The sequence below is a fragment of the Pedobacter sp. CFBP9032 genome, assembly GCF_034045265.1.
Lineage (GTDB): Bacteria > Bacteroidota > Bacteroidia > Sphingobacteriales > Sphingobacteriaceae > Pedobacter.
The window spans coordinates 184,215-197,834 of record NZ_JAXCWE010000010.1 but is presented as its reverse complement, the minus strand read 5'-3'; the positions used below and the strand labels follow the sequence as shown (position 1 = coordinate 197,834).

The window sequence follows — 13,620 nt, the reverse complement described above, 5'->3', positions numbered from 1 at the left end:
AAGTATTGATAAGGCTTTATGAGAATCCGAGAAAAATAGCTCATGTTACTATTTTTCAGGCTGTTTTTATCTATTTGTATTCTTAAATCTAAGATTAATTTCTAATTATTGCAAACATTATTTTTTATAAAATGGACTTTTTGAAATGAACTTCAGGGGCTAAACTATTTTAACTACCTATCAAGTTTAAGAATTGGCTTCACTTTTTACGAACAAAACTTCTGGTAAAATTATCTTAATCTCTTTTTGGGTGTCGTCGTTTAACCAGTGAAGAATAAAATTAACCCTTGCTGCTTTTAAGTGGAAGCCTTTTGAAGCTTGCACCGCTATTTCTGCCAGAAATTTTCTGGAAAACTTAAGGATTGACTGCTCATTAAGATTCGAGCAACCATCATTTTTAATGATTAATCTTTGTCCGCAAACGATGTTATCGATTAAAGACTGTTTATTAGTGGAATAGCCCAACCAAATGTCGCTATAAGTGAGGTTGCATATTACCTCTTTCAATTGAGGGTAGGCACTATGGTCTTCAACTTTTTGTAAATTCTCAACTTCGATTTGATTAAGGAAGGAATGATTTACATGAATTGATAAGTTGTTTTTTGCCCTCGTCATCGCAACATACAACTGCCTTTTAACACTATCTTTTTCTATATCAAAATCATTTAATAATAAAAAAACATTGTCATACTCCTTGCCTTTCGACTTATGAATCGTAGAAACAACAACCATATCACCATGGGCAGTAAAGAAATCCTCAATTTTAGACTCCTTTATAAATACTTCAAAGTCAGACTTATACTTTATTTTCACATTAACAGACTCAAAACTGGAGATAAGATTATTGCATACTTCTAATTTGGAACTGCTTTTAAATTTATCATTTAATTCACGCCGGGCATAATTCCAAACTTCATCGCTATAAACATAGACTTCTTCTAGCCATCTATGATCGGTAAACTTTTATTCTTGAATAATTAACTCAAACCGCAACATATAAAAAAAACAACCCATAAAAAAAGTCCCAACTTTCGTCGGGACGCTCCTATTTGGTTAATGATATTTTAGGCTAATGCATTTTGCTTCACCACCATTTTAACTTTTTCTATTACATAATCCAATTCTTCTTTAGTGGTGTATTTACTAAAAGAAAAACGAACGGACGGGCGATTAGGATCAGCATTTATCCCATTTAAAACATGCGAACCAATGTTTGATCCTGATGAACAAGCACTACCTCCTGATGCACAGATACCATTTATGTCCAGATTGAACAATAGCATATCTGCCATATCCATCTCTGGGAAAGATACATTTAGTACAGTATAAAGACTTTTATCTGCATCAGTTTCACCATTGAACGCAATTCCTGGAATTTCTGCAATCAGCTGATCTTTTAAATAATCTTTTAGAGATTGAATATAATTTTGATGAGCATCCATTTCTGAATAAGCAATTTCAAGTGCTTTCGCCAAACCTACAATACCATAAACATTTTCGGTTCCTCCACGCATATTTCGCTCCTGCGCGCCACCATAAATCATCGGTGGAATTTTGACATTGCTGTTCACAAATAAGAAGCCAACGCCTTTCGGACCATGAAGTTTATGAGCTGCGCATACAATAAAATGTGCTTTTAATTCGCGAACATTATGAACGTAATGACCCATCGTTTGAACCGTATCTGCATGATAAATGGCATTATACTTTTCACAGATATCACCCACTTTAATCATATCAGTAAGTGTACCCAATTCATTATTGGCATGCATTAAGGAAACGAAAGTACGATCGTTATTTTGTAACAACTCCTCTAAATGTGCATAATCAATATTGCCTCTTTCATCAATATTAACAAAACTCAATTTATCTATTTCACCATTTTTGAGCATTATATTTAAAGTCTGCTCTACCGCATGATGCTCTATTTTAGAAGTAATGGCATGTTTAATTCCATAGGCTGAAATGCCACAACGAATAGCAGTATTATCTGCTTCAGTACCGCCTGAAGTAAAAAAGATCTCTGATGGAGAAGCACTTAAAAGATTAGCAACACTTTTTCGGGCTTTTTCTACTAAAGTTCTTACCTCTCGTCCTAGTGCATGAATGGCAGAGGGATTACCGAAATAATTCTCCATTACATTACTCATTTCTGCAATTACCTCTTTATCTAACGGTGTGGTAGCTGCATTATCTAAATAAACCCTTTTCATATGTGTTCTAACCTATTTAAATGATTTCATCCTTGCAAGATGATCTCATGAATTAATTTTATTCTATTTTTTGAACCAATCCTAACCTTATTTTACAAATGCAGTATTTCTTTGATATCAGAAATAATTTTATTTGCCAGGCTTTCTGCTACGGTTTCGTTTTCTGCCTCACTGTAAATCCGGATAATTGGCTCCGTGTTTGAACGACGCAAATGTACCCACGTTTTATCAAATTCAATTTTTAAGCCATCTATTGTACTGTGTGGCTGTTTTTTATACTTCTCTTCAACTTGCTTTAGTAAATTATCGATATCCATTTCTGGCGTAAGCGTAATTTTGTTTTTAGAGATATAATATTGTGGATAACTGCCTCTCAATACAGAAATAGACTTGCCAAACTTAGCCAGGTGCGTTAAAAACAACGCAATTCCAACCAGTGCATCTCTGCCATAGTGAGATTCCGGATAGATAATACCACCATTGCCTTCGCCGCCAATAATGGCATTGCAAGCTTTCATTTTATTTACCACATTTACCTCGCCTACTGCTGCAGCATGATACTCTGCACCTGCTTTTTCAGTAACATCGCGTAGCGCACGGGTAGAAGATAAATTTGACACCGTATTGCCAGGTGTATTCTTTAATACGTAATCTGCTACGGCAACCAAAGTATATTCCTCGCCGAACATGCTACCATCTTCATTTACGAAACATAACCGATCAACATCAGGATCTACTACAATACCAAGATCTGCATTTTGTTTTTGCACTTCTTTGGCAATATCACCCAGATTTTCTGGAAGTGGCTCCGGATTATGCGGGAAATGCCCATTCGGTGTACAATATAATTCCGTTATCCTTTTAACCCCCAGTGCTTTTAATAAAGCTGGAATAAAAATACCGCCTGTTGAGTTAACACAATCGATAACAATCTTAAAATCTGCCTGCTTAATGGCTTCAACATCTACCAAGGGCAGTGCTAAAACCTTATCTATATGCTTTTGAAGGTAAGTATCGTTATTGATAACCTTACCTAATTTGTCTACTTCAGCAAACTCAAATGCGGCACTTTCGGCAAGGTCTAAAACCTCTTTACCATCTGCATCACTAATAAATTCACCATCAGCATTTAGTAACTTCAAGGCGTTCCATTGTTTAGGGTTGTGGCTGGCCGTTAAAATGATCCCGCCACCTGCGTTTTCATCTGGCACCGCAATTTCTACAGTTGGTGTAGTTGATAAAGCCAAATCGATTACTTCTATACCTAGTCCCTGTAAAGTGCCAATCACTAAATGATTAACCATTTCACCAGAAATACGCGCATCGCGACCTAAAACAATTCTTTTAATTCCTGTTTTTTGAACAACCCAACTTCCAAAAGCAGCAGTAAATTTCACTACATCAATCGGCGTTAAGCCATTTCCTGCAAGCCCGCCTATTGTTCCCCTTATTCCTGAAATCGATTTTATTAAAGTCACTTATTATATTTAATGATAAGCATCAAAAATAAGAAAAAAAACAAGATAACGACCATGTTAGCGCCATTGCTGAACTTAATTTACATTTAGTTTATATCTATTTATACGATGTATTTAGTAGAAGTAAAGCTATTAATATTGTTATTGATTTGATTTTGTTAATTGTACCTCAGCAATTATCTAACATCAATAATATTGCAATAATGTTGCATAAAAATTCAATACCTATCCCTAAGCAATAGTAAAATCTTATATTTGCGCAAATTTGGTTATTTTAACGGTTGCTCAAAGTGCGTTAAAACTGCTTCGGCTTTTAATTTAATGTTCTGCGTTTAATCCAATTTTATCTAAGTTTGCAACTTTTTAAAATACAAACAGCTTTTTTATGCAGCGTAAATGGTTTCAATATTGGTTTAATTCGCCATATTATCATATTCTTTATCAACAAAGAAATGATGCTGAAGCCGAATTTTTTATCGATAAGCTAACTGAATTTCTTCATCCGGATACCGATTCAAAAATGCTGGATATTGCCTGTGGAAAAGGCAGGCATTCCATTTACCTCAATAAAAAAGGCTTTGATGTAACCGGAATCGATCTATCAGAACAAAGCATTAAGTATGCCAGGCAATTTGAAAACAATAAACTTCATTTCCTGGTGCATGATATGCGCAAACTTTTCTATATCAATTATTTTGATGTTGCCTTAAACCTCTTTACCAGTTTTGGCTATTTTGATACAGAGAAAGAACATGTAAATGCCCTGAAAACTTTCAGGAAGTGCCTAAAAGCTGAAGGAATTTTAGTTATTGATTATTTCAACACTGGAAAAATCATCAGGAATCTCAATTCCTGTGAGGTAAAGTCGTTGGATGGAATTACATTCAATATTACCAAAAACGTGATTGAAGGAAAAATCATTAAAAAAATTAATTTTGATGATAAAGGAAAAATTTTCAATTTCGAAGAGCGTGTGCAGGCCTTTAGCTTTGAAGACTTTGAGCGCATGATGACGAAAGCAGGAATGACCATTCATAAAACATTTGGCAATTATGAATTGGAAGATTTCGATGAAGGCACGTCTGACAGGTTGATTCTAATTTGTAAAAAAGCATGATAGAAAGCATACAGCAATTTGACCTGGAATTGTTTCTTAAAATTCACCGTGGACTTTCCAATGGCTTTTTTGATTGGTTGATGCCGTTTATGCGTAACCGTTATTTCTGGGCGCCATTATATGCCTTTATTGTTATCTTCTGTATCAGGCAATATAAAAAACAAGGCTATTATATTATTGCAATGCTTCTTTTTACTTTTGCAGCAGGTGATTTAATTTCTGCAAGGCTTATCAAACCGTTGGTATCAAGGGTTCGTCCATGCAATGATTTTAGCTTGGCTAATGAAATTATTCACCGAGTACCCTGCGGTAGCGGTATGAGCTTTCCTTCTGCACATGCCACTAACCATTTTGCTATCGCTGTTTTTCTGATTGGCATTTTTTATAGCCGGTGGAAACCCATTTTACCAATTGGTATCTTTTGGGCTTTTATAATAAGTTTTGCTCAAGTGTATGTTGGTGTCCATTACCCTATAGATGTTACCGCAGGTGCAGTACTAGGAACATTAATTGGGTTTATCTGTTCAAAGATGTTTAAAAAATTACAACCTGATTTTTAGGCTATGGAAATCTGGAAACTTTGTGTATTATTTTTTTGTGCCTTCCTGGGGGGAGCCTCAATATTCCTGGTGAAAAGTGATAAATCGAAATTACTTAAACTGATCCTTTCTTTTAGTGGTGCCTATTTGTTCGCCATTACCGTTCTGCATTTAATTCCCGATGCCTTTAGCGGACCTGATAAAAGTGAAATTGGAATTTTTATTCTGGTAGGCTTTCTATTGCAGGTATTTTTAGAACAGTTTTCGGAGGGAGTAGAACACGGCCATATCCACAAGCACCACGATGGGCACATTTTTCCATTTGGAATTATGATCAGTCTTTGTCTCCACGCCTTTCTAGAAGGAATGCCACTCGCTAAAGAACAGCACAACGAACTAATTTTTGGAATATCCTTACACCATATTCCTGCTGCATTTGCTTTAGGGAGCATTTTAATGCAAAATCATTTCAAAAAAGGTAGCATAATCATATATCTCGCTGTTTTCGCAATTATGGCACCGCTTGGATTTTATGTGAGCCTCGGCTTAAGTAATGGAAGTATCGGTGGCGTTGAAGCTTACTTCAATAAAATTATGGGCGTGGTTATTGGTATTTTCCTTCATATTTCTACTACAATCTTATTCGAATCCAGTGCAGATCATAAAATTAATCTTCGTAAAATGATTGCTGTTCTATTAGGAATCGGTGTTGCACTAATCGGTTTTTTTGCAGGTCATCATTAAAATTATAACTGCCTAGTGGAAAACTAGCAGTAAAAAAATCTATAATTTTGATTATCTTGCTTTATGGATGACATTGTAAATGAGCCTACTATAGCATACGAAAAGAGGCGTTACACCGTTCAGGAATACCTGGAAATGGAAAAAGCTTCGCAAGAAAAACACGAATATTTCGAGGGTGAGATTTTTCCACTTCACAGACCGGATGTTACTTCCATGTCGGGGACCGGGATAAATCATAATGAAATTTTTACTAATCTTTTTCTAAAGATTGGGGATAGTTTGAAAGGCCAACCTTGCAGACCTTTTGGTAGCGATATGAGAATGAATATCCCTCAAAACACACTCTTCACTTACCCCGATATATCCATTTATTGCAACGAAATTAAACACATGGAGGAGGATGAAGATACCGTTCTGCTACCAACAGTTATCATAGAGATTCTCTCGCCCGCTACGGAAGAATATGACAGAGGCCTTAAATTTAAACTTTACCGGGATATTCCTTCATTAAAGGAATACATTATGATCGATTCTACCGAAATTTCTGTCGAAGCTTTTCATATCAACGAAAATCAAAATTGGGAACTAAAGGAATATAAAAATATAGATGAAAGTTTCCACTTTTTTAGCCTGGGTTTTAATATCATGCTGAAAGATATTTATCAGCATGTTAGATTCGCTGGCAAGACATAAGCATTGCATTTAACAACTAAACAAAAACACTAAAAATCTGTAAAATAAACATTTACAACACAATCTGTTTTCAAGGGTTTAATTTTTTAACCTCAACAATAAATCAGGTAAATTAGTATATGGATAATATTGTAAATGAGCCTGCTGTAGCATACGGAAAGAGACGTTATACCATTCAGGAATACTTGGAACTGGAAAATGCATCACAAGAAAAGCACGAATATTTCGAGGGTGAGATATTTGCTAAGTCTGGTGCCAGTGATAACCATAATGAAATTTTTAGCAATGTTTTCGGGGAAATTGTTAATAAGCTTAAGGAAAAACCCTGCAGACCTTATGGAAGTGATAAACGGTTGAGTATTCCGGAGAATACGTTATTTACTTACCCTGACATATCTATCTATTGTAATGGTTTAATACATAGCAAATTTAATGAAGACACCTCAATTTTGCCCACAGTAATCATAGAAATCCTATCTCCTTCCACTAAAAATTACGACAAGGGTAAAAAATTTAATCTTTATAAAGATATTCCTTCATTAAAAGAATACATTATGATCGATTCTACCGAAATTTCTGTCAAAGCTTTTCACATCAACGAAAATCAAAATTGGGAACTAAAGGAATATAAAAATATAGATGAAAGTCTACACTTTTTTAGCCTTGGTTTTAATGTCCTGCTGAAAGCTATTTATCAGCATGTTAGATTTGCTGGCAAGACTTAAGCACTGCGTTTATTTTTTCTCTTTCTTTTTGCCATATCCCCACGGGCAATGTTTACACCTATTTTTACAACATGCCCCACGCTTTAGGTGGTAAGCTTCTGTAAAAACCATGAAACCATCTTCATTGAAATAATAATCTTCTCCTTCTTTCATATTATTGGAATGATTGACCGAATGCATGAGTGAGTTATTGAGTGTGTAAATCAATAAACAATTGGTTGCGAGGTATTTGTGTATAATTAAATTCTTGTCAGACCTTATTACTTAGTTCAAGATCTTTACTTCCAACCGATCTTTAAAATGGTCTTTAAGCTGCGTTCCGTCACCGTGCAATGTCCAAACTTGCTTTGGTGCCACCTTTTCTATAGTTTCCAAAATCGCCTCCCAATCTGCATGATCAGAAATATATAAAGAAATGCCATTTTGCTGTTGCAGGTTTTTCCAACCTGAAGCAAAAACACGAACGACATTAATGGCTTTATGATAACTGTGAAAAACCATAGGCGGAACGATGTAAACCTGCTGTTCCTGATTATTTTTCATCACCTTTCTGTCGTACATTTTATAGTCCCCTAATTTCACGCCATAATCCTCATAAATTTTTACAAAAGGTATAATACTATGGTGAACCATTACATTTTTATCCGGACAATGTTGATTAAGTAGTTGAATAATTCTTTGGCTTTTCCCTAATGCATAAGCGCCCAACATAATATTAGCATTTGTTGCGTTTAGCTTCTCAATTTCTGTTATGGCTGAAGGATGTTTGGTATCCGGATTAGCAAAGGTACTTTCTGTGATCAACACATCAGCCTTAACAAACTCAAAAGGTTCGCAGGTTTGATCGGGTTCAATTTTATAATCTCCAGTATAAAGGTACGTTACCCCCTGATATGCCATTAATACCTGTGCAGAACCTAAAATATGCCCGGCGGAATAGAAAGTAATGGTTACATCCTTAATCTTAAATGGCTGATGATAGGTTTTGATGTGAAAATCTACAGCTGCAAATTTCCGGTAACGATGTTTCATGAATGATTCCGTGGCAGCCGTGCAGTACACATTCTGACTTCCACCAATGGCGTGATCTCCGTGGGCATGAGAAACAACCGCTTCTCTTACCGGCTGTTGCGGATCTAAATAGAAATCACCATAAACACAATATAAACCAGTTGGTGTGATGGTGATAAAATCGTCTAAAATCATTATCAAGAATTATAAAATTCAAGGTTAAGGCAGGAATTTGAAAACATTAATATGTGTGTAACCACAAAAGGCTAATACTCTTTAGCAGTTAGCAAAAATTGCTTGTGCAGCGCTAAAACCTGTTCGATAAGGGAACTATTTTCATCATTCACAATGAAATGATCTGCCATTTTTGCTTTCTCTTCATCACTCATTTGCTTATCCATTCTGGCTTTCACCTGATCTGCAGAAACTTGATCCCGTTGCATTACCCTTGCTAACTTTAAATCTATGGGTGCAGTAACAAGAATAGAAGTATCACACATTTTGTAAGAATTACTCTCGAACAACAGCGCTGCCTCTTTCAATGTATAAGGTATTGTGGAATCAAACTGATTTTCCCAATTTTCAAATGCCCTGAACACAGCAGGATGAACCAAAGCATTGAGTTTAGCCAGTTGTGCTTCGTTACTGAAAACGATTCCAGCCAGGTATTTGTTATTTAATTTACCATCCGTAGAATAGCTTTCTTTACCAAATGTAGAGGTGATGCCCGCTACCAGCAATGGATCAGATAACATGATTTGTTTAGCCACGATATCAGCATAAAATACCGGGATGCCTAAAACCTCAAAAATCTTGCATACAGTTGTTTTACCACTGCCTATTCCACCTGTAATACCTACTTTATACATTATTTTTCTACTACAAAATCTACCTTTGATGGATTAATGTTAATCAGTTTACAATAATCTGGAAACGCGGTTATCTTTACTGTAAACTGCTTATGAGCCAGATCCCGCCATTCATTTACATCTACCATTGCGGTGATAAAATTCTCATTCACCTGACTATAGTTACCCAAGGCAACCAAAAAAGTAACCTTTACTTTTTTCGGATATAACCGGATGCTGTTATAGTTCTTATTATTACTGATCTTTAAAGGCACCTCAATCGTTTTTTCAGTAAACTCATCCACAGGCAATTTAACTTCAACTGATGACGGGTAAATACTCACATTTTTATGGATGCTGTGCTGTAAACCTACCCGAGCAGTAGTACTGCCTTGAATTTTACTCAATTTCAAGGTGTCTGTTGGCCAGACAGTAATTTTACTCAATTCTTCGGCAGGCCCGGCAACCTTTACATATTTTGGATTTAAAATGATATCACTCGATATCCCATATTGGCTGATAAAATCCAGTTTACTCACTAGATTTATGGGAACCTTTTTAACCGTTCTCTTGGTAAAATCAAAATAAAGGGTATCTGGCCTTACAGAAATAACTTTTTGTGTGCTTTCAAGCTGCCTGTTTACGTTATACAACTGATCGGAGAACGTAATAAAATCCTTTGTATTAAGCTGACTAAGGTTAACTGATATAGATGGTGGACTAATCCTTAAACGTGAAAACAATAATTGCCAACCCGTTCCCTCTACCTGCAAATCTACAGTATCTGATTGTAAAGGATAAAACGCACGGCGGATGGGCGTATTTTTAAAAACTAAAACCGTTTTGGCCGTATAAATATATTTGTTGTTTAACGCCATAAAAAGCCATGCTGCAATTGCCAGAAACAAACAAGCCAAGAGTGTAAACACACGTCTTTTCTCTATTTGGGTTAATCTAATAAAAGGCATATTTTATGATCTAATTGACTATCGATGCGAAACCGTTTACAACAATATCGCCAAATGTAGCAAAAGTAAACAGGTGCTCAAATAGAAATGATGCAAAGAAGTAAAAGAAGTGCCTGATCTTGAAGTTTTACATTTCTGCAAATGTGGTACATTTTCCATTAACGTTTAAACAAAAAAACCGTCGCTCTGGTGAACGACGGTTTTCTATTGTAAGTGAATATTTTAAACTTTTGCAGGTGCAGTTGCTGCTTTGGTTGCATCTAAAGAAACTGCTGATTTATCAAAACGAATTTTCACACCACCTTCTACTTCGATTAAAAAGGTAGTATCGTTCATATCTGCAATACGTCCGTGGATACCAGCTGTAGTGATGATTTTGTCACCCTTTTTCAATTCAGCTACTAATTTTTTATGCTCTTTAGCTTTTTTAACTTGCGGGCGGATCATGAAAAAGTAGAATACCACCATGATTAAGACCATTGGTACAATCGTAGTTAGCATATTGCCCCCACCTGCTGCCTGTAAAATTACTGTTGATGTCATTTCTTATTAATTTGATTTGTATGTTAACATTTAATCGGCTAAAATTAGCCATTCTTTTTAGTTTGCCACGCGAACATCGCCCACCAGGTGCACACTAGTTGTTGCAGGGTTTGCATTAGAGTTTAAAGTAATCACCTTATCCTGCATTCCTTCTTTTCCCTGGCTATTAAAAGTCACCTTAATTACACCCTCTTTGCCTGGTAAAATCGGTTCTTTTGGAAACTCCGGAACCGTACAACCACAAGTTGCAGTAGCGTTTGATATAATTAGCGGAGTTTTTCCCTTGTTTTTGAATTTAAATTCGTGATTTACTTTTTCACCCTGAGCTATCTTCCCAAAATCGAAAATCTCTCTTTCAAAAACGATTACAGGCGCATCTGCTGAAACCACTGTTTTATTATCTGAACCAGCAACTTCTGTAGTTGAATTGTCTGTAGTTGAATTGTTTGCATTACGACATGCTGTAAAAGATAATACAGCTATGGCAAGAATGAATACCTTTTTCATAATTACTCTTCTATTAACCCGCGACCGATTTTCTTAATGGTATTATTTTTCTTCAGATCGCCTAAAATTTTGTCCAAAATACCGTTTATAAACGAGTTACTTTTCGGTGTACTGTAATCTTTTGATAATTCCAAATATTCGTTGATGGTTACTTTAACAGGAATTGACGGGAAATTCAGCAGTTCACAGATAGCCATTTTCATTAAGATGGTATCCATTAAAGCAATCCGTTCCGATTCCCAGTTTTTAGTTCTTTCGGCAATCATTTCTTGATACTTCACATCATTTTGCAAGGTATATACAAATAAATCCTGCACAAATTTGCTGTCTTCCGTCCAGTCGGCACTAATTTCAGTTAATTTGTTTTTGAATGGATCATCAAAAGTAAAATTCTTCAAAGTTTTAGCTACCATCCCTTTCATCACTTCGTGATCAACCTGCCAGTTAATAAACTTTTCTTCAAAAACCTGGATAATAGCCTGGTTCTTTAAGATAATTTTTCTGAAAATGTATTTGATGATATCTTTTGACGATTCTAAACTTTCGTTAGGATCTACCAGATAGTCTGCATATTCTTTAGATGCTTTTAAGGAATTGAATACCGTTTTACGAATTTCGGGATCGAACCCCCAATCAACTTTGTATTTCTTAACCGCCGATACATACTCAGGGTTTTGCTGCATTAAAACGCTGAATTTATTATGCAGCAATTTTAAATTTGGATTTAAATCCTCTGCGGTCTTTAAATGCTTATTTGCGCGCTCCGCCGCATCGTTGGCAGTGAACTCTGTCACTTCTACCATGAGCGATAACATCCAGATGTACATTTCATACACGCTGTCGATGCTTTGCATTAAAAGTTTTAAATCTCCTTTAATGTCTTTTTTGTCTGCCATCTGCCATGCAAAAATATTTTGCAAAGCTTTGATTCTTAAGTGCCTTCTGTTTAACATGAATGTAAGAACGAGTGCGGTTTATAAAACCTGTTTTTAATAATTATTAATATGATGATTTAATTTTTTTAATGTCGGCAATTCGTTTTTCAGCAATTCGATTTGCAGCAATATTTGTAGATATTTTTTCAGATTTACTCAACTTAATTACGCTCCTGGTGGCATCGTAAATATTTTCAGTAAGCTGAACGGTCCGTTTTTTACCAAAACCTGTTAACTCAGAATAGCAGGCAATCAATCCGCCAGCATTAATAAGGTAGTCGGGCGCAAATAAAATTCCCTTTTTCAATAACAATTCACTATCCAGAACTTCATCTTTAAGCTGATTATTTGCAGAACCAGCAATAATAGCAAATTTCATCCGCGCTATGGTTTTATTGTTTACGGTGGCACCCATTGCACAAGGCGCATAAACATCCGCATCAATACCGAAAATTTTATCAGCCTCTATTGGTTTTGCTTTGTATTTGCGTGCAACATACGTAAGTTGCTCCTGGTTAATGTCGCTAATTAATACCTCGGCATTTTCTTTTCTAAGCAGCGCAACCAAATGTTCTCCAACGTTTCCTATTCCCTGCACTACAATGGTTCTTCCAGCAAGCATGTCTGTACCAAAAACTTCTTTAACACTTGCTTTAATCCCTAAATAAACACCTTGAGCAGTAAATGGCGCAGGATTTCCGGCACCACCAATAGATTCTGGAACTCCGGTAACATGATTGGTTTCCATCCGGATATATTCCATATCCTTAGTATTGGTACCCATTTCCTCTGCAGTAATAAATTCGCCATTCAGGTTTTTAATAAACCTGCCATAGCTACGCATTAAAGTTTCAGTTTTGTCTTTTCTGGAATCGCCAATGATTACGCCCTTTCCGCCACCTAGATTCAAACCTGTAATAGCGGCTTTATAGGTCATTCCCCTCGATAAACGCAAGGCATCTTCTAAAGCTTCTCCTTCTGTAGCATAACTCCACATGCGGGTTCCACCCAAAGCTGGACCAAGTGTGGTATCGTGAATGGCTATTATTGCCTTTAAACCAGTGTCTGGATCATTACAAAAAACCAATTTCTTATGCCCATAAGCACTTAATTGCTCTAAAATAGATGAATCTGACGAAGAATTTGCTGGCATATGAACGTTCGGCTAACTGGCTGCAAAATTAAAATAAAAAAACCATTAATGCGTGTATTTTCAATAACTATAACGAAATTAATTTCATTCTAATCTTTAGTTAATCAAGTTTTAATTTATTGAAGTTAATGTGGCATCGATCGAAC

At 35.8% G+C, this 13,620-nt stretch carries 15 protein-coding genes and 1 pseudogene; 5 read left to right on the top strand and 11 right to left on the bottom strand.

All coding sequences use genetic code 11. The features are described from left to right. Window positions 1–186: 186 nt before the first annotated feature. The 3 genes and pseudogenes from SOM16_RS17945 to glmM form a co-directional block, all read right to left on the bottom strand. Window positions 187–927: pseudogene (locus SOM16_RS17945) on the bottom strand (3'-5' exonuclease); the annotation flags it as partial. Between the two features lie 137 nt (window positions 928–1,064). Then, entirely contained in the window at window positions 1,065–2,213 is a 1,149-nt protein-coding gene (locus tag SOM16_RS17940; protein ID WP_320465377.1) for a cysteine desulfurase family protein, read from the bottom strand. A 92-nt stretch (window positions 2,214–2,305) separates the two neighbouring features. Then, on the bottom strand, window positions 2,306–3,691 hold the full coding sequence (gene glmM, locus SOM16_RS17935; RefSeq protein WP_320465376.1) for a phosphoglucosamine mutase: 1,386 nt from the start codon (window positions 3,689–3,691) through the stop codon (window positions 2,306–2,308). 385 nt (window positions 3,692–4,076) lie between these two features. Between glmM and SOM16_RS17930 the strand changes: the two genes are divergently transcribed. The 5 genes from SOM16_RS17930 (at window position 4,077) to SOM16_RS17910 (ending at window position 7,509) form a co-directional block, all read left to right on the top strand. Further along, a complete protein-coding gene (locus tag SOM16_RS17930) occupies window positions 4,077–4,808 on the top strand; it encodes a class I SAM-dependent methyltransferase (protein ID WP_320465375.1) in 732 nt (243 codons plus the stop codon). Further along, window positions 4,805–5,368, top strand: a complete 564-nt coding sequence (locus SOM16_RS17925; RefSeq protein WP_320465374.1) for a phosphatase PAP2 family protein — start codon at window positions 4,805–4,807, stop codon at window positions 5,366–5,368. The genes SOM16_RS17930 and SOM16_RS17925 overlap by 4 nt, the downstream gene beginning before the upstream one ends. 3 nt (window positions 5,369–5,371) lie before the next feature. Continuing rightward, window positions 5,372–6,091, top strand: coding sequence for a ZIP family metal transporter (locus SOM16_RS17920; protein ID WP_320465373.1), 720 nt, complete (start codon window positions 5,372–5,374; stop codon window positions 6,089–6,091). Window positions 6,092–6,154: 63 nt separating this feature from the next. After that, entirely contained in the window at window positions 6,155–6,784 is a 630-nt protein-coding gene (locus tag SOM16_RS17915; RefSeq protein WP_320465372.1) for a Uma2 family endonuclease, read from the top strand. A gap of 119 nt (window positions 6,785–6,903) precedes the next feature. After that, window positions 6,904–7,509, top strand: a complete 606-nt coding sequence (locus SOM16_RS17910) for a Uma2 family endonuclease (RefSeq protein ID WP_320465371.1) — start codon at window positions 6,904–6,906, stop codon at window positions 7,507–7,509. A gap of 9 nt (window positions 7,510–7,518) precedes the next feature. Here the strand turns inward: SOM16_RS17910 and SOM16_RS17905 are convergent, their stop codons facing one another. The 8 genes from SOM16_RS17905 to SOM16_RS17870 form a co-directional block, all read right to left on the bottom strand. Further along, window positions 7,519–7,662, bottom strand: a complete 144-nt coding sequence (locus SOM16_RS17905) for a DUF5522 domain-containing protein (protein WP_320465370.1) — start codon at window positions 7,660–7,662, stop codon at window positions 7,519–7,521. A 111-nt stretch (window positions 7,663–7,773) separates the two neighbouring features. Then, on the bottom strand, window positions 7,774–8,715 hold the full coding sequence (locus tag SOM16_RS17900) for an exonuclease (protein ID WP_320465369.1): 942 nt from the start codon (window positions 8,713–8,715) through the stop codon (window positions 7,774–7,776). Window positions 8,716–8,786: 71 nt separating this feature from the next. Next, window positions 8,787–9,389, bottom strand: coding sequence for a dephospho-CoA kinase (coaE, locus tag SOM16_RS17895; protein ID WP_320465368.1), 603 nt, complete (start codon window positions 9,387–9,389; stop codon window positions 8,787–8,789). Beyond that, window positions 9,389–10,336: a YbbR-like domain-containing protein gene (locus SOM16_RS17890; protein ID WP_320465367.1), complete on the bottom strand. Its 948-nt coding sequence runs from the start codon at window positions 10,334–10,336 to the stop codon at window positions 9,389–9,391. The genes coaE and SOM16_RS17890 overlap by 1 nt, the downstream gene beginning before the upstream one ends. A 222-nt stretch (window positions 10,337–10,558) precedes the next feature. Continuing rightward, entirely contained in the window at window positions 10,559–10,879 is a 321-nt protein-coding gene (gene yajC / locus SOM16_RS17885) for a preprotein translocase subunit YajC (protein WP_320465366.1), read from the bottom strand. Window positions 10,880–10,936: 57 nt separating this feature from the next. Continuing rightward, window positions 10,937–11,386 carry a DUF1573 domain-containing protein gene (locus SOM16_RS17880; RefSeq protein WP_320465365.1) on the bottom strand — a complete coding sequence of 150 codons (450 nt, stop codon included), beginning with the start codon at window positions 11,384–11,386 and terminating at the stop codon, window positions 10,937–10,939. A 2-nt stretch (window positions 11,387–11,388) separates the two neighbouring features. After that, the gene (gene nusB, locus SOM16_RS17875) at window positions 11,389–12,339 is read right to left on the bottom strand and encodes a transcription antitermination factor NusB (RefSeq protein ID WP_320465364.1); all 951 of its coding nucleotides are present in this window, start codon (window positions 12,337–12,339) and stop codon (window positions 11,389–11,391) included. A gap of 46 nt (window positions 12,340–12,385) precedes the next feature. Continuing rightward, on the bottom strand, window positions 12,386–13,474 hold the full coding sequence (locus tag SOM16_RS17870) for a Glu/Leu/Phe/Val dehydrogenase (protein WP_320465363.1): 1,089 nt from the start codon (window positions 13,472–13,474) through the stop codon (window positions 12,386–12,388). Between the last annotated feature and the right edge of the window lie 146 nt (window positions 13,475–13,620).